Annotated in this window: 20 protein-coding genes and 1 pseudogene; 4 read left to right on the forward strand and 17 right to left on the reverse strand. The window is 61.8% G+C overall.

The features are described from left to right. Positions 1-181: 181 nt before the first annotated feature. From ASE71_RS04690 to ASE71_RS04715, 6 genes are all read right to left on the reverse strand, one after another. A complete protein-coding gene (locus ASE71_RS04690; protein WP_060520826.1) occupies positions 182-973 on the reverse strand; it encodes an inositol monophosphatase family protein in 792 nt (263 codons plus the stop codon). Next, the gene (locus ASE71_RS04695; RefSeq protein ID WP_060520827.1) at positions 970-2,001 is read right to left on the reverse strand and encodes a sugar phosphate isomerase/epimerase family protein; all 1,032 of its coding nucleotides are present in this window, start codon (positions 1,999-2,001) and stop codon (positions 970-972) included. The genes ASE71_RS04690 and ASE71_RS04695 overlap by 4 nt, the downstream gene beginning before the upstream one ends. Positions 2,002-2,043: 42 nt before the next feature. Beyond that, positions 2,044-3,102 (reverse strand): ABC transporter ATP-binding protein, encoded by a 1,059-nt coding sequence (locus ASE71_RS04700; protein WP_060520828.1) that lies wholly within the window; start codon positions 3,100-3,102, stop codon positions 2,044-2,046. 2 nt (positions 3,103-3,104) lie between these two features. Then, the gene (locus ASE71_RS04705; RefSeq protein WP_060520829.1) at positions 3,105-3,893 is read right to left on the reverse strand and encodes an ABC transporter permease; all 789 of its coding nucleotides are present in this window, start codon (positions 3,891-3,893) and stop codon (positions 3,105-3,107) included. Then, positions 3,890-4,774: an ABC transporter permease gene (locus tag ASE71_RS04710; RefSeq protein ID WP_060520830.1), complete on the reverse strand. Its 885-nt coding sequence runs from the start codon at positions 4,772-4,774 to the stop codon at positions 3,890-3,892. Before ASE71_RS04710 ends, ASE71_RS04705 begins: the two co-directional genes overlap by 4 nt. Positions 4,775-4,854: 80 nt before the next feature. Next, the gene (locus ASE71_RS04715) at positions 4,855-5,973 is read right to left on the reverse strand and encodes an ABC transporter substrate-binding protein (protein WP_060520831.1); all 1,119 of its coding nucleotides are present in this window, start codon (positions 5,971-5,973) and stop codon (positions 4,855-4,857) included. A gap of 227 nt (positions 5,974-6,200) precedes the next feature. Here ASE71_RS04715 and ASE71_RS04720 point away from each other — a divergent pair, with 227 nt between their 5' ends. Further along, positions 6,201-7,712, forward strand: coding sequence for a PLP-dependent aminotransferase family protein (locus ASE71_RS04720; RefSeq protein WP_060520832.1), 1,512 nt, complete (start codon positions 6,201-6,203; stop codon positions 7,710-7,712). A 116-nt stretch (positions 7,713-7,828) separates the two neighbouring features. On the opposite strand, the gene betA is transcribed toward ASE71_RS04720, so the two are convergent. The 7 genes from betA to speB all read right to left on the reverse strand — a co-directional run bounded on the left by betA (position 7,829) and on the right by speB (position 14,650). After that, positions 7,829-9,514 carry a choline dehydrogenase gene (betA, locus tag ASE71_RS04725; protein ID WP_060520833.1) on the reverse strand — a complete coding sequence of 562 codons (1,686 nt, stop codon included), beginning with the start codon at positions 9,512-9,514 and terminating at the stop codon, positions 7,829-7,831. An 18-nt stretch (positions 9,515-9,532) separates the two neighbouring features. Continuing rightward, positions 9,533-10,996 carry a cytosine permease gene (locus ASE71_RS04730; RefSeq protein WP_060520834.1) on the reverse strand — a complete coding sequence of 488 codons (1,464 nt, stop codon included), beginning with the start codon at positions 10,994-10,996 and terminating at the stop codon, positions 9,533-9,535. Between the two features lies 1 nt (position 10,997). Beyond that, the gene (locus ASE71_RS36350) at positions 10,998-11,168 is read right to left on the reverse strand and encodes a hypothetical protein (protein ID WP_089046047.1); all 171 of its coding nucleotides are present in this window, start codon (positions 11,166-11,168) and stop codon (positions 10,998-11,000) included. Between the two features lie 102 nt (positions 11,169-11,270). Beyond that, positions 11,271-12,161 (reverse strand): polysaccharide deacetylase family protein, encoded by an 891-nt coding sequence (locus tag ASE71_RS04735; protein ID WP_060520835.1) that lies wholly within the window; start codon positions 12,159-12,161, stop codon positions 11,271-11,273. Next, positions 12,158-12,895 carry an SDR family NAD(P)-dependent oxidoreductase gene (locus ASE71_RS04740; protein ID WP_060520836.1) on the reverse strand — a complete coding sequence of 246 codons (738 nt, stop codon included), beginning with the start codon at positions 12,893-12,895 and terminating at the stop codon, positions 12,158-12,160. Before ASE71_RS04740 ends, ASE71_RS04735 begins: the two co-directional genes overlap by 4 nt. Beyond that, positions 12,892-13,674 (reverse strand): SDR family NAD(P)-dependent oxidoreductase, encoded by a 783-nt coding sequence (locus tag ASE71_RS04745; protein WP_060520837.1) that lies wholly within the window; start codon positions 13,672-13,674, stop codon positions 12,892-12,894. Before ASE71_RS04745 ends, ASE71_RS04740 begins: the two co-directional genes overlap by 4 nt. 4 nt (positions 13,675-13,678) lie before the next feature. Then, positions 13,679-14,650, reverse strand: a complete 972-nt coding sequence (gene speB / locus ASE71_RS04750) for an agmatinase (protein WP_060520838.1) — start codon at positions 14,648-14,650, stop codon at positions 13,679-13,681. Between the two features lie 92 nt (positions 14,651-14,742). On the opposite strand from speB, the gene ASE71_RS04755 reads away from it, so the two are divergent. Next, positions 14,743-15,672 (forward strand): LysR family transcriptional regulator, encoded by a 930-nt coding sequence (locus tag ASE71_RS04755; RefSeq protein ID WP_060520839.1) that lies wholly within the window; start codon positions 14,743-14,745, stop codon positions 15,670-15,672. Between the two features lie 371 nt (positions 15,673-16,043). Here the strand turns inward: ASE71_RS04755 and choX are convergent, their stop codons facing one another. Then, complete coding sequence (gene choX / locus ASE71_RS04760; protein ID WP_060520840.1) at positions 16,044-16,985, reverse strand: choline ABC transporter substrate-binding protein; 942 nt, start codon at positions 16,983-16,985, stop codon at positions 16,044-16,046. Between the two features lie 102 nt (positions 16,986-17,087). On the opposite strand from choX, the gene betI reads away from it, so the two are divergent. Next, on the forward strand, positions 17,088-17,690 hold the full coding sequence (gene betI, locus ASE71_RS04765) for a transcriptional regulator BetI (RefSeq protein ID WP_060520841.1): 603 nt from the start codon (positions 17,088-17,090) through the stop codon (positions 17,688-17,690). Next, positions 17,687-19,066: an amidase gene (locus ASE71_RS04770; protein ID WP_060520842.1), complete on the forward strand. Its 1,380-nt coding sequence runs from the start codon at positions 17,687-17,689 to the stop codon at positions 19,064-19,066. The genes betI and ASE71_RS04770 overlap by 4 nt, the downstream gene beginning before the upstream one ends. Positions 19,067-19,593: 527 nt before the next feature. Here ASE71_RS04770 and ASE71_RS04775 read toward each other — a convergent pair. The 3 genes and pseudogenes from ASE71_RS04775 to ASE71_RS36690 form a co-directional block, all read right to left on the reverse strand. Beyond that, entirely contained in the window at positions 19,594-20,025 is a 432-nt protein-coding gene (locus ASE71_RS04775) for a hypothetical protein (protein WP_060520843.1), read from the reverse strand. Then, positions 20,012-20,290 carry a type II toxin-antitoxin system Phd/YefM family antitoxin gene (locus ASE71_RS04780; RefSeq protein WP_060520848.1) on the reverse strand — a complete coding sequence of 93 codons (279 nt, stop codon included), beginning with the start codon at positions 20,288-20,290 and terminating at the stop codon, positions 20,012-20,014. Before ASE71_RS04780 ends, ASE71_RS04775 begins: the two co-directional genes overlap by 14 nt. Positions 20,291-20,593: 303 nt before the next feature. Next, positions 20,594-20,691, reverse strand: a pseudogene (locus tag ASE71_RS36690) (4Fe-4S dicluster domain-containing protein); the annotation flags it as partial.

Raw genomic sequence — 20,691 nt, forward strand, 5'->3', positions numbered from 1 at the left:
AAATTGCCACCATGAACTGAGCTTTAGTGCCGATGTGCGGAATGTTCACCGAGCACGGCTACGGCAACGTCGAGTTCGGCCTAACTGCGCTTTGTTCGCGACAATGATTGTCGAGGATGGGTGGTGCTGAAGCCGAGCGCGACGATCAGGCAATTGATTAAGCGGCCCGTTCGTCTGGATTTCATCCTAGCCGGCTAAGGATCTTCACCGCGGCTCGATGGAGGTCGGCGTTTGCAGCCATCAACACGGTGTCGTACCGTGTCGCATCCGCAAGAGGCTGCCCATCCCAGTCGGTCACGATGCCGCCTGCAGCCAGAATAATGGGCATCTGTGGCAGGATGTCGTAGTCGAAAACATTGCTTTCGACGAGTAGGTCGATGCCGCCCAGCGCCAGCAGCCCGGCCGCGTAGCAATCGTGAGATATGCGGGTGAAGCGTACCTTGGCAGTCAAGGCATCGAAGCGCTCGTGGCGCGCGCGGTCGAACTGCTCAAGGGCCGAGGTGTAGAGGATCGCCTCGCCGAGCGCGGTCTTTTCGCTGGTGCGGATCGGCTCCTCATTAAGGGTCGCGGAGGAGCCTATGCCGAACCATCGTTCGCCGGTGATCGGCTGATTGATCATGCCGAGGACAGGTTTGCCGCGATGGAGCAATGCGATCTGTGTGCCGAAGGCGAGCGAGCCGGAGATGAAGGACTTCGTGCCGTCGATCGGGTCGAGCACCCACACCCATTCGGCATCCGTTCGGCATGCGCCGAATTCTTCGCCCCTGATCCCGTGGTTGGGAAACTGCGCCTCGATCATGCGCCGCATCGTGGCCTCGGCGTCGCGGTCGGCAATGGTGACGGGGCTGGAGTCTGCCTTGGCGTCGACGACAACACGCTTGCGGAAGTGCGGACGGATGACGCTGGCAGCGGCATCGGCCATGGCGTGCGCAAGTGCCATGTAGGGCGGTGGGCAGTCAGGCTCATGGGTCATCGTTCTATCCTCAAAGCTTCGGCAGCAATCTGATTGAGCATGGTTCTTACGGTTTCGAGCTGCCGATGAGCGGCGATGGCCTCTTGGCGCAGCCGCGCGCCAAGGTCGGTGGTCCCGATGTCCGTGAAACTCGCGGAGCGAGCCGCGATGAACGGGTCGCTTTCCTCCGAGGGGAAGCGCAGGGCGGGCGCGAAATAGCCCTCCTCTTCCTCGAGCCCGAAGCTTAAGACCTGCGCACGGTCCTGGCCAAGCAGAAGCAGGTCCACGAACATCGCATGCAGCGGCAGATGGCCGGTGCCAGTTTGGCAGGCGAGGTGCGCCCAGCCGTCGCGATCTTGCTGGACGAGGCAGTCTTTGACATGCACTTCGGTCACATAGGGTGCCTGTGCGGCAAGCGCCGGCAACGGCAGCTCATAGGCATTGATCATGTTGCCGAAGTCGAACAGCAGGCCAAGGCGCGGATTGGCGACAGCCTTTACGATGCCGATCAGCTCCTCCGACTTCAGGTCCTCGTGCTGTTCGAGCGTGTAGCGAAGCCGCCCCTCGGGATCGAAGGTCTCCAATCGTCGCAGATCAGCAATCGTTTGTGAGACAATTTCCGAGACGCGTCCCTCGTAGCGCGGATAGCAACGCAGCGACGTCGCGCCAGTGGCAAGCGCGATACGTACCGCATCAAAGAGACCTGTCTCCTGCGTCGTGCTGGTCTCGATATGGAGCTCCAGTCCGAACTGCTCGACTGCGGCACCATATTCAGAAAGCGCTGCGTCTGACATACCGGCGAGACTGGCTGCCTCGCCGTCCTCGACATGGACCTTGAGGCCGACGAGCCGCTGCTCATAGGCGAATTCGGCAAGCTGCAGCGGTGTCACTCCGCCAAAACGCATGTTGAGATGAAAGGCATAGGCGTGCGCAAACAGCGGCGCGTTGCGCGCCCGCTCCGCCAGCCGGGCGCGGGCCGGGCCGGAAAGGGTGGCAATTTTTGCGCGCCAGTCCGGCGACGCCAGATCGTCAAACGTCGTTTCGGTCAAAGAGCCGGCTCCTTCACAGGCGACTTCAAAGCTGAGGGAACATCAGGCGGCAAGCACCAGAAGATCGCGATGCGGCAGGCTGACCTCTACGGTGGTGCCAACCGAGGGCGGCGGCCTGTCGGGCTGGTTGAACGTATCGAGCGAAACGAACTGGCCCCCGACCGCCACTTTGATGCGGATCACTGAACCGAGAAAATGCACTGCTGCAATTTCGCCGGAAAGGACGACGCGATCGCAGTCGCTGCGCCCCAGTTCGACCGATTCTGGACGCATCGCCAGGCTGATGCGCTCGCCGGGCCGACCATTAAGCGGCTGGTCCAGCGCCACCGGGACACCACCAAGCCGCACCTTGCCGGTGGTCGCATCCAACACGTCGGCGTCGAGAAGATTGAGCGTACCGACGAATTGCGCAACGAAGCGCGTCGCCGGCCGGTTGTAGATCTCGAACGGCGTGCCGACCTGGTCGGCGACGCCCTGGTGCATGACCACGACGCGATCCGAAATGGACAGCGCCTCCTCCTGGTCATGCGTCACGAAAATGGCGGTGATGCCGAGATCGCGCTGGATTCGACGGATCTCGTCACGCAGGCTAATGCGAACCTTCGCGTCCAGAGCCGATAGCGGCTCATCGAGCAGCAGCACTTGCGGGCGCGGCGCCAGTGCGCGCGCAAGCGCCACACGCTGCTGCTGGCCGCCGGAGAGCTGGAACGGATAGCGCCCCCCGAGTTGAGGCAGGCCAATCAGATCCAGCATTTCACCGACGCGCCGTGCAATGGCCGCCTTGCCCTCACCCGCGACCTTGAGGCCGAAGCCTATGTTTTCCGCCACCGTCAAATTTGGGAAAAGTGCATAGGACTGGAACACCATGCCGATATTGCGCCGGTTGGCGGCAAGCCCTGTCACCTCCCGTCCGTCGATGCTGATCGCGCCTGATGTCGGCGTCTCGAAGCCGGCGACCATGCGCAATACCGTGGTCTTGCCGCAGCCAGACGGGCCGAGGAAGGAGACGAACTCCCCTTTTTCGATGTCGAGGTTGAAATCCTTGACGACACGGGTCGGGCCAAAGGATTTTTCCAGGTGATGGATATCTAGAAAAGCCATGGTCAACGCCTCACGGTGGAGAATTTGGAGAAATGGGTGACAAGCTGGATCAGGGCCATACAGGCCCAGGTGATGGCGAAAGCGACAACGGCGAGCGCCGAGGGTTCGTAGGCGCGGTTGCCACCCATCCAGACCATGTAAGGGCCGAACGAGCCGACGTTGAGCAAGGCGGCAAAGACATATTCGCCGATGACGATCGCGAAGGTCAGGAAGGCGCCGGATAGAACCGAGACAAAGACGTTTGGCAGGATGACGACGGCAAGGATCCGCGTCCAGCCGGACCCCAGGCTCTGGGCCGCCTCCGTCAGGCTGCCGACATCGATGGTGCGCAGGCCCGTGTCGACGGAGCGATACATGTAGGGCAGCGACAGTGTCGCATAGCCGAACAGAAGGAGGAGATTGGTACCCCACCAGCTTCCTGTGAGCGGCAGGACGGAGGATGTATTGTAGATGCGGATGTAGCCGAAGACGATGACGATCGGCGGAATGACCAGTGGCAGCAGCGTCAGGAACTCGACGACCGGGCGCAACCCGGGAAACCGCAGCCGGACAAAATAGGCCGTCGGCACGATGAGCAGGATTCCAAGAACGATCGTGAGCAAGGCCAGAACGACGGAGTAGCCGAAGGTTTGCTGGAACTGCGGATCGGCCAGCACGACGCGGTAAGCTTCGAAGCTGTAGCCATCGCGCTGCATGCGCATGGAGAAGTCAAACATGCCGACGAGCGGAAGGAGGAAATAGAGCCCACCCAAAGCGACGGCGAGCCAGGACCAGACGCGCCTTTCCCTCATTTGACCCACCTTTCCGCGCGCATGCGCAGGAGGATATAGATTGCGTTGGCAATGGCGGTGAGAAGGATCATGGCAAAGGCGATCGCATAACCCAGATGCGGATCATTGAGCACGTCACCGCGGATCTGGGCGAACAGGACGATCGGCGCGATCGAGAGCGATGAGCCGGTCAGCGCAATGGCGGTCGCAACTGCTCCAAAGGCATTGGCGAAAAGCAAAGCCAGCGTGCCGAGAAGCGAGGGCCAGAGCACTGGCAACGCCACCAGGCGCCAGTACTGAAAACCGTTGGCGCCGAGACTTTCGGCCGCCTCTCGCCATTCGCGGCGCAGCCCCTCCAGTGCCGGCGTGATGATCAGCACCATCAGCGGGATCTGAAAATAGAGGTAGGTAAGGGCCAGTCCGAGGAAGGAGACGATGTTGAAGCCGGCGCCATAAAGATTGATGCCGAACCAGTGGCGCAGCAGCATCGTCACGAAACCAAGGCGGCCGAGGGTTGCGATGAAGGCGAAGGCGAGCGGCACGCCGGCGAAATTCGAAGCGACGCCTGAGAAGGTCAGGATGGCATTGCGAAGGGGTCGCGGAAGGCCGCCGAGCGTGATGGCAGCGGCAATGAGGAAGCCGAACAGACACCCGAGCGCCGCTGTCAGCAGGCTGAGCTCGATCGAGATCCAGAAGGCCGATCGTATGGATGGCGCAAGAAGCTTACCGAGGTTCTCCAGCGTCATCTGTCCCTCAGCGTTGCGGAACGCGCCGAGCACGATGTTGAGCGTGGGCAGGATGAGGAACAGCGTGGCGAAGACGAAGAAGGGGGCGACCCCGAACCAGCTGAGAACCTGTCGTGGCCGGAAGACGGCCGGCAGGGATGCGACGCTTGTCGTCATCGGATTTGTCCCTGGGAAAATTGCGCCAAAGGGGGGCGAGAGGCTTCACGACCGGTGAAACCTCTCTCTCAAGCGGAGGATTACTTCACGTTGGCGCCGACCACCTTGTCCCAACCCTCGACGATCGCCGTCTTGTTGGCGGAAAGCTCGTCGACCGTCGGGAAGATCGCCTTTTCATAGGCTTCGGCAGGCGGCAGCTTGTCGAGCAGCTCCTGCGGGAACTTGCCAGCCTTCAACATGGCATTGAAGCGCGCCGGGTGGCAGTAGCCCTTCAGCCAACCGGTCTGGCCTTCGTCGGAATAGAGATATTCCATCCAGAGCTTGGCGGCGTTCGGGTGTGGCGCGTAGGCCGAGATTGCCTGAACATAGACCCCGGCGACCACACCGCTTGCCGGTACGACGACGTCCATCGGCGGGTTGCCCTTCAACGCGTCACGCCAGGCCAACAGATTGTAGTCCCAGGCGGCGACGATCGGGGTCTGCCCCTGCGCGATCGTGCCGGCCTTGCCGAGCACAGGCACGAAATTGCCGGATTTGTTCAGTTCCGCAAAGAGCTCCAGGCCCTTGCCGCCCGATTCCGTTCCAGGCTTGGCGCCCCGCGAGATGCCTGCCGACATCAGCGCCAGGATGGCCTGTGCCGAAGACCGTGGATCGCCGGTGAGTGCGACAGCCCCGGAGTACTCCGACTTCGACAGATCCGACCAGTCGGCCGGTACAGTATCAAGCAGGTCCTTGTTCACACCGAAGGCCATGACGCCGTAGTAGTCGCCGTACCAATAGCCTTGCTCGTCCTTGATGTTTTGAGGAATTTCGTCCCAGGTCGCCACCTTGTAGGGTTGAAGGAGGCCCTCCTTGGCGGCAGCCGGCGCAAAAGCCAGGCCCAGATCGACGACGTCAGGCGCCTGCGAACCCGTGTTGCCCTTGTTCGCGCGGATGGCTTCGAGCTCGTCGGCGGTACCGGCGTCGGGGTTCAGTTCGTTGACTTCGATGCCCGGATACTTCGCCTTGAAGCCGGCAATGACGTCTCCGTAGTTGCACCAGTCGTGCGGAAGCGCAATGACGGTCAACATGCCTTCCTCCGTTGCGGCAGCGACCAGCTCTTGCGATGCCTCAGCCTGGGCAAGACCCGGCAGGGCCGCCGCCAGGGCGAGTGTGGAGACGAAGGCGCGACTGGTTGCACGCGATAGAAGCTTGTTCATGAATTCCTCCTGTTGACCGTCGACGACGGATCGTGGGCGATGGCTGCTTTTTGTCCTTGCATCCGGTCGTCGGCACCGCCGCCTTTCCCGGTTCCCCCGCACCTTGTCTGCGTCCTGCGAAGGGCTGCATCGGTGCGTTTTCGTGTAGGGACAGGATGTAACAATTGGACGACGAAGAAACGTCCATTATGGTGCATTCTACTGTACCAATTTTTGGAGGCGCACCGGTGGTCAAACAGCTTGAAGGGCCAATCCTGCCTTTCCTTCGCCTCGACGCGGCAGTCGCCCTGCCGAAATTCCGCCAGGTGCAGGACCAATTGCGCATGGCGATCCTGAAAGGGCACCTGCGCGCCGGAACACGGCTCCCTGCAAGCCGAATCCTTGCCGAGGAGTTGGGACTGTCGCGCCAGACGCTGGTGCGGGTGCTCGATAACTTGAAGGCGGAGGGCTATCTGGAGGCACGACAGGGTGCCGGTACTTTCGTCTCGGCCGCCTTGCCGCGCCAACCGGCAAAGCCGCTGTCGAGGCCGACCCGCCACGATGTCGCCGACCGCGCGCCGCCGCGGCTATCGCGAATTGGCGACCTGTCATGCCGGATGTCGGCCGATATCGGCCAAATGGAAGACAGGCCTTTCCTCCCCAACCGTCCGGCGCTCGACCGGTTTCCCTTCGCTGTGTGGAGGAAATGCTGGAACGCCGTGACGCGCGGCGGCAAGGCCGTGGCCATGGGCTATGGCGACGTCGCAGGCGAACTGGTGCTTCGCCAGAGGATCGCCGAATATCTGGCCCTGCACCGGCGCGACCCTTGCGATCCCGAACAGATCGTCATCACGCCCGGGGGGCACGCCGCCTTCACGCTTTCGGCTTTGGCGCTTGCCGATCCTGGCGACGGGATCTGGTTCGAAGATCCGGGGCCGGTGACCACCAGCAACCTGTTTCGCACGCTCGGGCTGCAGCTGTGTCCGGCCGATGTCGATGCAGACGGCATGGATGTCGAGGCTGCGATGGCTCGCTATCCCGACGCGCGCCTCGCCTTCGTCATGCCGTCGCGCCACCACCCGCTCGGCATCACCCTATCGCTTCCACGCCGGCTTGCCCTGCTCGAATGGGCGCGCGCGAGCGACGCCTGGATCATCGAGGACGACTACGACAGCGAATTCCGCTACGACGGCGCGCCTTTGCCTTCGATGCGCTCCATCGACAGCGACGACCGGGTGATCTACGCGGGCAGTTTTAGCAAGGCGCTCTATCCGGGCATCCGCGTTGGCTTTCTCGTCCTGCCACCCCAACTCGTCGGGACATTTCGCACGCTCTCGGGGCTGATCCACCGCAGCGTCCCGGTGGAAACCCAGCTCGCACTCGCCGAGTTTATCGGCGGCGGTCACTTTGCCAGCCATCTGCGCCGGATGCGGGGCCTTTACGCCGAGCGCCGCGAGGCTTTCATGTCAGCCGGACGAGATGCGCTTGCCGGACTTGCCCGCATCGACTGCTCCGAAAGCGGGCTCAATGCACTCGCCTGGCTGGAGGGCGGCCGGGAAGACCAGGCCTCCCACCGCGCCGTGCTCGATGCCGGACTGCAATGCTATCCCCTGTCCGACTACACGATCGCGACACCTCAGCCGGCTGCGCTCATTCTGGGCTATGCCGGCGTTCCGGCGGATCGAATGAGGCCTCTTCTTTTCCGGCTGGCCGATGCGATCGCCCGATCGCAAGGCCGCATCGGGCGATCAGGCGATTGAGGAGCCTTTCGACCGCCATGGCCCAATCCTCCGGATCCTCGTCATCGCCGCGAAGCCGCCGGGCGACCACGTAGCCGATACCGCGCAACATGACGCACCGCCCTTTCCAAGGATCATTATTGCCGGACGGCGCGAAGCGGCTTTCCACTGCGCTGGGTGACGCCAACGCCGGGGGCGACGCCGACTGCGGCGTTAGAAGCCGCAAGCAGTGGCTTGCCGCGCACCATGTCGGAGGCGCGTTCCGCCAGCATGATCGTCGGCGCATTGAGGTTGGCGTTCGGCTCTGACGGAAAGACGGAACTGTCGATCACCCTCAGCCCGTTGATGCCGCGGACCTTGAGCTCGCTGTCGACGACTGCCATTCCGTCCTCACCCATACGGCAGGAGCCGCAAGGATGGTAAGTGCTTTCCATTGTCTCGCGCACCCAGGCGTCGATCTCGTCGTTGCTTCGAACATCCTTGCCCGGCGCCATTTCCTCGCCGCGGAAGCGGTCGAAGGCCGGCTGGGCGATGATTTCGCGCGTCAGCCGCAGGCAGCGGCGGAAGCCCTCGCGGTCCTCCTCGCGGTCGAGATAGTTGAAGAGGATATCGGGCTGTTCATGGGCCTCCGGAGAGCGAAGCCGGACATAGCCGCGGCTCTTCGGCTTGTTCGGTCCGGTCAGGACCATGAAACCGTGGCCGTCGAGCGGCTTCTTGCCGTCGTAGCGCATGGCGGCCGGCAGGAAGTGGAACTGGATATCCGGCCACTGCAGCGACGCGTCGGAGCGAATGAAGCCGCCGCTTTCGAAGTGGTTGGAGACCGACAGCCCCTTCTTGAACAAGAGCCATTCGGCCCCGATCAAAGCCTTGCTGAAGAGCCCCATCTTGCCGTTGAGCGTGATCGGCTCCTTGCAGGCATACTGGATGTAGACCTCGGAATGATCCTGCAGGTTCTCGCCGACCCCTGGCAGATCGTGCAGCACGGGAACACCGGCCTTCTGCAGCACAGCGGCTGGCCCGATACCGGAGCGCTGCAACAGGTGCGGCGATCCGATCGGTCCGGAGGAAATCAGCACCTCGCGGTTGGCGCGCGCGACATGACGCTCGCCGCCGAGCTCGTATTCGACGCCAACGGCGCGCTTGCCTTCGACAAGCACGCGCCGCGTCATCGCATGGGTGATGACCGTGAGGTTCGGCCTCCCCATCGCCGGCTTCAGATAGGCGTTGGCCGTCGACCAGCGCACCCCGTCCTTGACGGTCATGTGCATCGGGCCGAAGCCCTCCTGCATGTGCCCGTTCGGGTCGTCTGTGGTGATGTAACCCGCCTCGCGGCCGGCATCGACGAAGGCGCCATAGAGCGGATTCTTCATCCCGTTGCCGGCATTGGTCGCAAGCGGACCTGAGGCGCCGCGATAGCTGTCGCCTCCGTCCTGCCAGCTTTCGGCGCGCTGGAAATAGGGCAGGCAGTTGGCGTAGCGCCAGCCGCGCGCGCCAAGTTCCTCCCACTCGTCGAAATCGCTGGCGTGGCCGCGCATGTAGACGAGCCCGTTGATCGAGGACGAGCCGCCGATGACCTTGCCGCGCGGGCAATGCACGCGCCGGCCGTCGAGACCGGGCTCCGGCAGGGTCATGTATTTCCAATTGTACTTCGTTCCGTTCATCGGGATCGAAAGCGCCGTCGGCATCTGGATGAAGATCGACTTGTCGCTGCCGCCGAATTCAAGAACCAGCAACCTGGTCGACGGGTCCTCCGAAAGGCGGTTGGCGAGCACGCAGCCGGCCGATCCTGCGCCGATGATGATGTAGTCGTAGGTGTCGCTCATGGCGGTCTTCTCCAGGCGTTACGGGTATTGGCCCCAACCACGGCCACGGGCAAAAAGCCGCGTGAGCACGTAGTGGGTGGCGCCTGCGGCAAGGCAGGACGGCACGGAGGCGGTCAGGTATTTGAAGGCCGGCAGGCTTGCCAGCGTCTGCGGATTGAAGACGGCGACATAGACGATGAAGCCGACCGCAAGGGCAAAGAGCCCGATGGGGTTGAAGCCCGCCCAGAACCGATAGGGTCCGTTTTCCTGCGGTCCGTGCAGGCTGCGCATGTCGAGCTTCTGGCCACGCAGGAAGAAGTAGTCGGCGATCCCGATACCGGCGAGCGCGGAATTCAGCGCCGAAGTCCAGACGAGGAAGATGAAGAAGCCGTCATACATCTGCGGGTAGAAGACCACGAGCCCGAACGGGATGAGGCAGAAGAGGAACAGGATTGCGCCCCAGGAAATGGCGCGAACCGATGCGGTTCCGACCTGCCTGAGGCCGACGATCGACGTGTAGAGGATGTTTGCCATCGAGGTCATGTTGGCGAAGGCGACGAAAAGCAGCGCGACGATGCCGATCATCGGACCGGCGATCTTCGTCATCCAGATCGTCGGATCGCTTTCGCCGAGTGCGACTGCTGCAAGCAGGCCGACAATTTCGCCGAGTGCTGCCGCCCCGAAGATACCGAGAACATTGGGCCAGAAGGCGGTGCGCTCGTTCTTCGTCAGCCGCGCCAGATTGCCGATATAAGGCCACCAGGAGAAGCCGGCTGCCAGATTGACCTCGACCGCGACGATGAAGTTCAGCGTCTTGTCCTCGAAAGGCGGCGCAAGGGCCGGCAAGGCCAGAAGCTCGCCGATCGAATGATGGCTGAGAATGAGGTAGAGCATCGCCACCATCAAGAGGACCAGCGCCGGCGACACGACCATGTTGAAGAACTTGATCGAGGTCGGCCCCTTGGCGACGATGAACCAGGTGAGCAGGATTGCGCCGATCGCGGCGATGATCATCTTCGCGCCCGTCGGATTGGCGGCCTCACCGGCGCTCAGCGCCATCAGCCCGTCGATCGAGCGACCGAACATCATCGCGAGAGCCGCAAGCCACCCCATGGTGAGAATGACGACGGCGAGCACATAGACGACGCGGCTGCCGTTGTAGCCAAACTGGCTGCGCAGCGCCACGAACTGCTCAACGCCGTAGCGGCCGGTCATGGTGGTGGTGGCGAGCGCCGTCAGCACGACGCCGACGATGTTGCCGATGATAATGGCGGCGATACCCTCCTTCGGCCCGACGAAGAGGCCGACAGAGCCGCCGATCAGAAAGGCCCAGGTGGCAATCGCCAGTGCCGAATTGGCATAGGTGAACTCCCAGAAGCCCCAGAGCCGTTCAGACGGCAAGAGGGGCGCATCGCCGCGCTCGGCGGCAGCACGATTACGGGCGGCCTCTTCCTGTTCCGTCTTCAAAGTGGAGATATGTTCGAGTGCGACATGATCGGTCATCTCAAGCCCCCCAGAGCCAGAAGCCGACGACCAGCACGAGCGTCAATACCGTCATGCCGGTGTAGTCGAGCGCAGTCATCGTGCCCTCGAAGCGGTCGCCCGCCTCGATATCTTCATAGATGCGGGCGCGCCGCGCCAGTTCGCTCTGCCAGGCGATATCGTTGTTTTCCATCGTCGTTCCCCTTTTCGCGTCGCGCCTTCTGGCGTCTTTCCGCGAAGTCCATTGCGGCTCCATCAGCCGCCGATCTTCGGAAGCGGATAAACCCGCTGCCGGCTACCGAACCGTGACGGGCTCGGAATAGAAGGGCAGTCGGTCAATCCTCGGCGACCAGCTGCCGTTTTCGACAACACGCCGCACATGGGCGGCAATCTCCTCCATCGGCGCGAACCAGACGTCACCGCGCGTGAGAACCTGTTCGAGGAAGCGATGCACCACCTCCCAGCGGGCAAGCCGGCCGGTGGCAAAGGGATGCACGACCGGCACCCAGAGCGCGCCGTGGCGATAGGCCGCCTCGAACTCCTGCGAAAAGGCGGCAAAGCCCTGCTCCGGCGCGCGGATTGGCATCATGTAGTCGAGGTCCATCGACTGGACATATTGCGGCCAATCGTCGAGGCCCCAGTGCGACGGCAGCTCGACGAGGGCGCCGGCGTCGCATTCAAGCAGATAGGGAATGTCGTCACCCATCAACGAAGCGTCGTAGGCAAAGCCCCGCGACACCAGGAGGTCAGCGGACCGGTGGGAAAAATTGTAAAGCGGCGCCCGCCAGCCACGCGGTCGCTTGCCGCTCGCCTTCACGATCACCTCGATGCCGCGGTCGAGCCAGTGCGCCTCTTGCTCGTCCGAAAGTTCGCGGGGGTGCTCGTGCAGGAAGCCGTGATGCGCCAGCTCGTGGCCGCCTTCCAGAATGGCCTCGATCGCCTGCGGATATTGCTCGATGCACCAGGCCGGCACGAAGAAGGTCTGCTTGATGCCCAGTTGCCGATAGCTCTCGACAATGCGCGGGATCGCGACCTTCGGCCCGTATTGCAGCATCGAGATCGCCGATACGCGGCTGTGGCCATCCTTTGGATGGGCGATATGGACGAGGCTGTCGGCATCCATGTCGAAGGTGATGGAGGCGGCGCATTTGGCGCCGTTCGGCCAGGGAATGGGATTGGCGATCATGGCATGATGCTCCCGCCGTTGCTGCCGATCCCCTGGCCGGTGAAGTAGCGCCCGCCGGAGCCGGCGAGAAACCGTGCGAGTTCGGCGATCTCCTCGGGCTTGCCGAAGCGCGCAAGCGGTATCGCCAGTTCCCTGGCACGCCATTCGGCGCTCATGTTCGCCGCCCCAAGCATCTCGGTATCGATCGGACCGGGGCAGATCGCATTGACCAGCACGCGCGGCGCAAATTCCTTTGCCCAGGAACGCACCAGACCGAGCACGCCGTGCTTGGACGCGACATAGGGCGAAAAGGTCTCGCGGCCGTAATAGGCCATGTCGGAGGCAATCATGATCAGCCGCGCGGGCTCCTCAGCCGTTCCCCCCATCAGCCCCAATGCCATCTTGCCGACGAGGAAGCTGCCACGCAGGTTGATGGCGATGACCCGGTCGAAATCCGCAACGGGTGTTTCAAGCAAGGGCGCTTCATGAATGACGCCGGCGCAGTGGACGACGATATCCAGTCCGCCGAACGTCCGTTGCACCACCTCGCCGATGGCGGCGACCGAACCCTCGTCTGAGACATCGCAGGCAAGCGTCAGGGTTTCCGTAGCCCCTGCCTGTACGGCCGAAATCGCCGTCTCGTCCGGTATGCGAATATCGGCAAGCGCAACCCGAGCTCCTGTCGCTGCGAATGCCAGGGCGCAAGCAGCCCCAATACCGCGATAGGCGCCGGTGACAAGAACGCGCGCACTCATGCCATCACCTCGCCGCGGTCGAGCATCAGCGCCTGGCCCGTCATGTCCCTTGCGCCATCGGAAGCGAGGAAGAGATAGGGTGCAGCGAGGTCTTCCGGTTCCAGGAGGCCCGGCAGAACCTGGGCTCCCACGATCTCGTCCAGCAGGTCCTCCTCGCTGCGCCCGGTGCGCAGCGACATGTTCTTCAGCGACAGCATCGCCGCCTCGGTGCGCACCCAGCCGGGGCAGACGGCATTGACACGAATGCATCGTCCCCCAAGTTCCTTGGCCATCACCCGGGTGAAGCCGAGATTGGCATGCTTGGAGGCGATATAGGCGGAGAACTCCGGCACCGCGACACGGCTCCAGATCGACGCGGTGACGACGATGCGGCCCCCCTCGCGCATGTGAGGCAGCGCGTGGCGGGTCACATAAAAGGTGCCGTTGGTGTTGATGTCGGTGATGCGTCGGAACTTGTCTTCGACACCGTCGTCTTCGTCGGTCACCGGCGTAATGCGCTCGAGCCCGGCATTGTTGACGAGCACATCGATGGGACCCAGCGGCGCGAGTGTCGCCTTAACGGCAGCACTGTCGGTGATATCGCATTCGAGGGCCTCGATCCTGCGACCGAAGCGTTCAGACATCTCGCGGGCGGCCTCGTGAATTCCACGGCCGGAGGAAAGAATGGTGACCTCTGCCCCGGCGGCGGCAAAACCTTCCGCGACCGCGCGGCCGATGCCGCGGCTGGCGCCCGTCACCAGCACGTGTTCGCCGGAAAAATCGTAAGCGATACGACCCATGGTCTCAGCCTCTCTTGGCGTGCATGACGCGGCCGATGAGGTTCATCAGCACCTGGGCGGCGAGGATCGAGGTCGAGCCTGAGTGGTCGTAATCCGGCGCAACCTCGACCAGGTCGATGCCGACGATGGTGCCGCGCCTGGCGAGTATCGAGAGGATCTCCAGCACCTCGTAATAGATGAAGCCGCCATGGGACGGCGTGCCGGTGCCCGGCGCAATCGAGGGATCGAAGCCGTCGATATCGATCGTGACGTAGTAGCGGGCTCCGGCCGGCACGCGCGAAGCAACCTTCTCCGTGCCGAGCGCGCGGATCTGGCGCACGGACAGGATATCCGAGCCCATTAACCGCGCATCCTCGTAGCCTTCCTTGGCCGTCGAGGAAACGTTGCGGATGCCGAACTGCGAGAGCCCGGAGACATAGGGCTTCTCGGCGGCCCGGCGCATGGGATTGCCGTGGCCGTAGCGAACCCCGTGCCGCTCGTCGACGAAGTCGAGATGCGCGTCGATCTGGACGATATGGATCGGGCCGTGTTCAGCACAGTCGTCTTCAAACGCGTTGATGCAGGGGATGTTGACCGAATGGTCACCGCCGAGCACCACCGGAAGCGCGCCGGCGGCCAGGATCTTGCGCACGCCGAATTCGATGTTGGCATGGCTCTTCATCGTGTCGGTGTGGACGATGTCGGCGTCACCAATATCGACGATCGAAACCTTGTCGCTCGGCAGGTAGGTGACGTCGTCCTCGTGATCGTAGGCGCCCCCATGGCCGAAGGAAAACAGCGTCGATGCCTCGCGGATGGCCCGCGGCCCGAAGCGGGTGCCGGCGCGCCATTGCGTGCCGCAGTCAAACGGCGCGCCGAGGATCGCCACATCCGCATCGATCGCATCCCAGTCCGGCTGGTAGGGATATTTGCCGAAGGTGCAGATGCCGACGAACGGCAGGTTCAGCCGCCCGGTTTCATAGGAATTACCCGCCATGTCTCTCCTCCTCAGGATGAAGGGAGTGTGTGGAAGGTCGATACGCTTAAAAATATCTATGATTGGATGTTTAGTTGTGGCTTAATCAATGAATGATCAACAAGGTTCGCCATCGCATCCTCAATCTGTCGCTCGGCGATGCAGAGTTGAGATTGTTGCGTGTCTTTGCCTCCGTCGTGCAGCATGGGGGGTTTTCCGCCGCGCAATCATCACTAGGGATGACGCAGGCGACCATCTCCACCCATATGCGCCACCTTGAGGAGCGGCTGGGCTTACGCCTCTGCAGCCGCGGGCGCAGCGGTTTCCTTCTGACCGACGAGGGACGCCTCGTTTATGAGGCGACGCTGGATCTTTTCGGCTCGCTGGAAAAGTTCCAGAGCCGTGTCGGCGAGGCGCAAGGGGAACTGACCGGCAGCCTGACGTTCGGCACGGTCGACGCGATGATCACCAACCGGGATCTCGATCTCCAGGGGGCACTCGCCGCCTTCCACCGACAGGCGCCGCGTGTGCATCTGGAGATCGACGTCGCCGCGCCGCAGGTGCTGCATCAGGGCCTTCTAAATGGTGGTTATCAGATCGTGCTGATGCCGACGGTCGGCAGCGCGACGCCGCATTTGCGCACGCAGCCCGTTTTTTCCGAGGTGCAGAAACTCTATTGCGCGCAGGGTCACCCGCTATTCGACCTGCCCGACGATGCGCTCACCGACGCAGTTCTGGAAGCGCAGTCCTTTGCTGGTCGCACCTACATGCTTACCGAGACGATCTGTGGGGTAAACTTCCAATGGGCGGCGGCCACGCCGCACATGGAGGGCACGCTGCTATTGCTCCTCTCCGGCGCCTATATCGGCTTCTTGCCCGACCACTACGCCGACGAATGGGTACGCAACGGTCGCCTGCGGCTGCTTGCCCCCGAGCGCATGACGTTCGAGGACATGTTCCACATCGCCCATCCCCGCAACAAGCCCTCGCGTGCCGCCGAGACGCTTGCCCAGGCGATCCTCGCAAGCGCGCGCCCCGGCTAGACTCGATGGCGATTTCGGGGTGATCCTCGACACGCTCTACGAGTTGGGTATTTCCGACGACACCATCGTGGTTTTTCTGGTTACAACGGCACGGAAGAACTGGGACCTTGACGCCGCCACCCCGGCGACTTTGACGGCTCTTACTTCACCGGAACGGAGGGATCGCTGCGGCCCCCTCCCTTATCCAACAAGGTGATTATATCACCGACATGTCTGCAAGGTTGCTCAGCTGGGCAGGCGCTGGGTCGCCCTGTGTTGGTGGAGAAAGCCATTCAGCCTGTCGACGGAATGAGGTCGACGCGATCTTAGAGATCGACGTGCCCGATACCTTAGCCACCGCATCCGTTCGACCTTAGTGTGCGCGGGATGCGTCAGTTCGACAACAGGGAGGCCTTGGCGGCTTCGTAACCGTCAGCGCCACCGCGGGTCGTAACGCCTTCAAGCCACTGCTTCAACAAATCCGGCCGTGTGGCGATCAGCTTTTGGGCCGCGGCGGTGACCTCTTCCCCATCGGTCATGATGGCGTTCATGCCGAGGTTCTCGTAGTCGAGATCGAACTTCAGGTTTTCAAGAAGCTTGGTGACGTTCGGGCACTCTTTGGCATAGCCCGGCCGCGTGATCGTTCGAACCGTGGCTCCGCCGAAGTTCGGGCCATATTCGGCGTCACCGCCGCTCAGATATGTCAGCTTGTATTTGAGGTTCATCGGATGCGGCTCCCAGCCGAGGAAGACAATCCAATCGTTGCTCTTGGTCATCTTGCCGACCTGGGTGAGCATGGCTGTCTCACTCGACTCCACGACATTCCAGTCTTTCAGGCCATGCCGGCCAGCAGCGATCATGTCGAGGAGAGGTTGGTTGGAGCCCGCCTCAATGCCATAGATCGTTGAGGCAAACTTGTCGGCGTGCTTAGCCAGGTCGTCGTAGGATTTGACACCGGCTTCGGCGACATAGGTCGGCACGGCGAGCGTGAACTTGGCGCCTCTCAGATTGGTCGTGATGACCTCTACCTCGCCCTTGTCGAAGTAGGATTTGAACTGCTCATCCTGAATAGGCCGCCAGTTTCCGAGGAAGACGTCGATCTGGTTGGTCTTGAGCATTTCATAGGTGACGTTCAGCCCAAGCAAGGTTTGCTCGGTCTCGTAGCCAAGCGACTTGAGGATCAGTGACGCGGTGGCGTTGGTGAGGGTCAGGTCCGTCCACCCGAGGTCGGAGAGACGGACTTTGGCACAGCTTTCGGCCTCGGCGGCCGAGGCGGCGGCGGCCGATGTGAGGAGCAAGAGAGAGACGCTGGCATAAAGGATACGGGAGTTCATGGCACTTCCCCTTTTTTATTGCACACGCCAACAACAATATCTTTTTTGTTGGCGCGTGCAATAAAAAATGTAAACTGGCCACCAACAACACGGAGGCCACGCATGCCAAAGGTCGGGATGCAACCGGTTCGGCAGAAGCAGATCATCGCCGCTGCCATCGACACGATCCACGAACTCGGGATCGAGCAGAGCTCTATCCGGCAAATTGGCATGAGGGCCGGGATCTCGCCGAGCCTGATCACCCACTACTTCGGCAGCCGCGACGAACTTTACACCCTTGTCCTGCGTCACCTGAACCGTGAGCTCTCCCGCGCGACCGTCGAGGGCTTGCGCCATGCGAACACGCCGATGGAACGGTTGCTTGCCATTGCCGCCGCACAGTTCGATCCCGCGCAGTTCCAGCCCGCCGTCGCCTCCACCTGGTTTGCGCTTTGGGCCGGCCTCAGCGGCAACGCTGAAATGATGCGCTTTCAGACGATCTATGAGCGGCGCCTGACCAGCAATATCGCGCATTGCCTGCGCTCCCTCGTGCCAGTAAATCAAGTGGAATTCGGCGTGAACTGCCTGCTCGCAATGATCGATGGCCTTTGGGTGAAGGCTGCTCAGCCGACCAGCAGGATCACCACGACGAACGCCTTCCCGATCTTCAGAGATTACGTCGTCCAGCTGGTTGCCCAGTTGTCTCGCAGAGAAGACGGCAAATGAAATCGACAGAATATGTTGCATTCGACGGTGTAGGTGTCGCCGAGCTAATCAAGCGTCGAGAAGTATCGAAGCGTGAGGTAGCGGAAGCCGCAATCCGTGTGATCGAAGAACGCAACGGCGATCTCAACGCCGTTATCTGCAAGAACTTCGACGCATTGGAGACCATCTCAGGGTCAGAAAGCTCGAGCCCGCTGGATGGCGTGCCGTTTCTTCTGAAGGACGCCAATCTCTTTTCCTCGGACATGCCGACGACGTTCGGATCGGCGTTTTTTAAACGCACCGCCGCGCAACCCGACAGCATCATGGTGGATCGGTGGCGCAAGGCCGGGCTCGTCATCCTGGGAAAGACCAACACGCCGGAATTCGCCGCCGAGTTTGTTACTGAACCACAGGCCTATGGCGTGACCCAAAATCCCGCGGCGCCTGGCCTGACGGTCGGCGGCAGCAGTGGCGGTGCAGCGTCAGCGGTCGCCGCCGGCATGGTGCCTATCGCACATGCGACCGACCTTGGGGGGTCGATCCGCATACCCGCAGCATGCTGTGGCGTGTTCGGGTTCAAACCGACATCAGGTCTCAATCCGGTCGGGCCGTATTTCAAGAAAATCGCAGGCGGTTTGAATTCGGACCACGTGATCACACGAACGGTGCGCGACAGCGCAGCGTCCCTCGACGTCACCGCCAATGAACGGCCGAAGACAGGATCTTTCCTCTCGGCACTCCACGCACCGATTGGAAGCTTGCGCATCGGCGTTTCAGAGAGAGACCCGTCGGGCAGGATCGTTGGCCCGGATCAAAGGTTGGCCGTCAACCAGACAGCAAAAATGCTCGAAGAGATGGGGCATAGCGTATCGACTTACGCCTATCCTGACGACCTGTCGGCCGAGTGGTTCGATTATCTCTGGATTTTCGACATTGTCGATCTCGTCGAGCAGCGGACGGATCAGCTGGGCCGAAAGCCGGAAGAAGCGGAGCTGGAACCGCTGACTTGGCATCTCCTGGAAAAGGCCCGATCAGCTGGACGACACGCATATGATGAAGCGCAAGAGGCGAAAGCTTTCTACACCAGTCGCTATCTCGCCTCGATGCAGCACATAGACATTCTCTTGACGCCAACTCTGGCGGAAGATCCCCCAGAGACGGGTGCACTTTCGTTCAAGGCCTTCGGCGATGTCGAACGCTGGAACAGTGCCGGGTACGGCTTTGCACCGTTTTCGACGCCGTCGAACCTATCGGGGCAACCTTCGGCCTCGTGCCCATGGCTGAAGAATGCATCCGGCCTGTCGATCGGCGTACAGATCAGCGGCAAGCCCGGAGCGGACATATTGGTTCTGCAGTTGGCTGCGCAGTTGGAGCGCGCTCATCAGGAGTTGGCCTAGCTGAGACCTGACCAGAGCCCCGCTGGGCCCGTCTCTCGGGCCGAATCCCGCAAAGGCTCTGGTCAGCTCGGTGCGCAAAGAGTGGCCGAATTGGTCGTAAGCAGCATCAGCACGTCTGGAGCAGTTTTCCTTGCCGGGAGCAGCCGCCTTAAGAGCCCGTTATCTTGCTGAAGCCCAGAGGTGCCTACCATGTCCGATTCAGCAAACTTGGCCCTTCTTGCAAATGACATCGAAGCCGGGCTTGCGGCTGATCGAAGCGTTAGCATCCGCTCCGAAGCAACCGGCATAGCCGGTTCCCGACGATACATCATGCGATCATTTTGGCCCTCCCGAGCGTGAACATACGCGCAACAAGCCTTTGTACAGGGTTGATCTGCTCTTCGGCTTGACCGTTGCTTCACGGAAGTTCGATGCATTTTTCTACGGCATCAATATCCCAGCGCAAGATGCTGCCGAGATGGGTTCCCGTCTTTTCCGGAACGCCACGCGATGCGCCATTTTGCAGAAATCGCCGGAACAAATCGCGCTTAGGAGCTACGCGGGGTCGCCTGATGTCTTTGGCTGCGCGCCAGCCCGACAAAGCGACGCTTCACCTCTTCGAACAGGGCCGGAGGCAACGGGCCGTGGTAGCCGCTATCCGTGTCGAGCGGCCGGACGTCCGGCCCTGGCCAGGCAAAGCGGTTGCTTTCCGTCAAGACAATCCAGGAGCGTTCGTCATCCAGTCCCAAACGACGTTTTGTCGCCGGCGGGATCTCGACTGCCTCGGCTGGATCGGACGGCGGGGTATGCGTGATCGGAAGGACGCGGACCACCGGCGTTCCATCTTCCAAGGTGGCAACGATGGCAAGAACGAGCGCCGGGCGATCCTTGTCACCCTCTTCTCGTCCCTCCAAATGCTGCCAGTGCCAAAGATAGGAATACCGGAAGACCCAGCCGACCTTTGGCTCAGTCGGTAGCATTCTTGTCCTTCGTCAATTCGGCATTGAGATGGTCAAGTCCAGGATCCATCGTGGATGTTTCGACTGCAGCGAGGTCGTCCGCATCCAACGCGCTCGTCAGTTCGACTCGGCGCTCGCGCCGCATCAAGCGAAGATAGTCCTCATAGGCGATCAAAACCGTGCGCGGTCGGCCGTTCTTGGTGATAATCAACGGCTCGCGCACGGCTGCGTCCTGGTAGGCTCCAAAGTTCTTGGAGACCGCAGCAGCGGTGACGGTGGATGTCATCATGCATCTCCATTTTTCCGTAAAATACGTACTTTACGGAATTTTACAAGACGCCAACGTCACAAGAGATTAAATACGCCGCTGCGGCCAGCGATGTCGGAAGCGAATACGAAGGCAATCATAGGCATTCACCTGAGGGTGAAAGCAACGATGTCCAACCGTGACTGTAACCACAAGGCGTATCGACGCCAGTCTTGATGTCAGGGCACCGTCCTATAAGTCCATCAAGCGGCATTCTGCGAAGAAATCTCTTGTCTCGCTCCCGGCCCTGTCCACGCAGGCCATGCCGCCCGCCTCCCGAACTCACATGTTCGGATAGACCGGGCCTTCACCGCCTTGGCACCCAGTTGATGTTCTGGTTCGGGTCCTTGATGTCGCAGGTCTTGCAGTGCACGCAGTTC

Origin of the sequence: Ensifer sp. Root954 (assembly GCF_001429005.1) — a bacterium.
Taxonomy (GTDB): domain Bacteria; phylum Pseudomonadota; class Alphaproteobacteria; order Rhizobiales; family Rhizobiaceae; genus Ensifer; species Ensifer adhaerens.

Coding starts and splice junctions, on each gene's coding strand:
- ASE71_RS04690 (WP_060520826.1), bottom strand. CDS start 973: ATGACCCATGAGCCTGACTGCCCACCGCCCTACATGGCACTTGCGCAC.
- ASE71_RS04700 (WP_060520828.1), bottom strand. CDS start 3,102: ATGGCTTTTCTAGATATCCATCACCTGGAAAAATCCTTTGGCCCGACC.
- ASE71_RS04705 (WP_060520829.1), bottom strand. CDS start 3,893: ATGAGGGAAAGGCGCGTCTGGTCCTGGCTCGCCGTCGCTTTGGGTGGG.
- ASE71_RS04710 (WP_060520830.1), bottom strand. CDS start 4,774: ATGACGACAAGCGTCGCATCCCTGCCGGCCGTCTTCCGGCCACGACAG.
- ASE71_RS04715 (WP_060520831.1), bottom strand. CDS start 5,973: ATGAACAAGCTTCTATCGCGTGCAACCAGTCGCGCCTTCGTCTCCACA.
- betA (WP_060520833.1), bottom strand. CDS start 9,514: ATGAGCGACACCTACGACTACATCATCATCGGCGCAGGATCGGCCGGC.
- ASE71_RS04730 (WP_060520834.1), bottom strand. CDS start 10,996: ATGACCGATCATGTCGCACTCGAACATATCTCCACTTTGAAGACGGAA.
- ASE71_RS36350 (WP_089046047.1), bottom strand. CDS start 11,168: ATGGAAAACAACGATATCGCCTGGCAGAGCGAACTGGCGCGGCGCGCC.
- ASE71_RS04735 (WP_060520835.1), bottom strand. CDS start 12,161: ATGATCGCCAATCCCATTCCCTGGCCGAACGGCGCCAAATGCGCCGCC.
- ASE71_RS04740 (WP_060520836.1), bottom strand. CDS start 12,895: ATGAGTGCGCGCGTTCTTGTCACCGGCGCCTATCGCGGTATTGGGGCT.
- ASE71_RS04745 (WP_060520837.1), bottom strand. CDS start 13,674: ATGGGTCGTATCGCTTACGATTTTTCCGGCGAACACGTGCTGGTGACG.
- speB (WP_060520838.1), bottom strand. CDS start 14,650: ATGGCGGGTAATTCCTATGAAACCGGGCGGCTGAACCTGCCGTTCGTC.
- ASE71_RS04755 (WP_060520839.1), top strand. CDS start 14,743: ATGATCAACAAGGTTCGCCATCGCATCCTCAATCTGTCGCTCGGCGAT.
- choX (WP_060520840.1), bottom strand. CDS start 16,985: ATGAACTCCCGTATCCTTTATGCCAGCGTCTCTCTCTTGCTCCTCACA.
- betI (WP_060520841.1), top strand. CDS start 17,088: ATGCCAAAGGTCGGGATGCAACCGGTTCGGCAGAAGCAGATCATCGCC.
- ASE71_RS04770 (WP_060520842.1), top strand. CDS start 17,687: ATGAAATCGACAGAATATGTTGCATTCGACGGTGTAGGTGTCGCCGAG.
- ASE71_RS04775 (WP_060520843.1), bottom strand. CDS start 20,025: ATGCTACCGACTGAGCCAAAGGTCGGCTGGGTCTTCCGGTATTCCTAT.
- ASE71_RS04780 (WP_060520848.1), bottom strand. CDS start 20,290: ATGACATCCACCGTCACCGCTGCTGCGGTCTCCAAGAACTTTGGAGCC.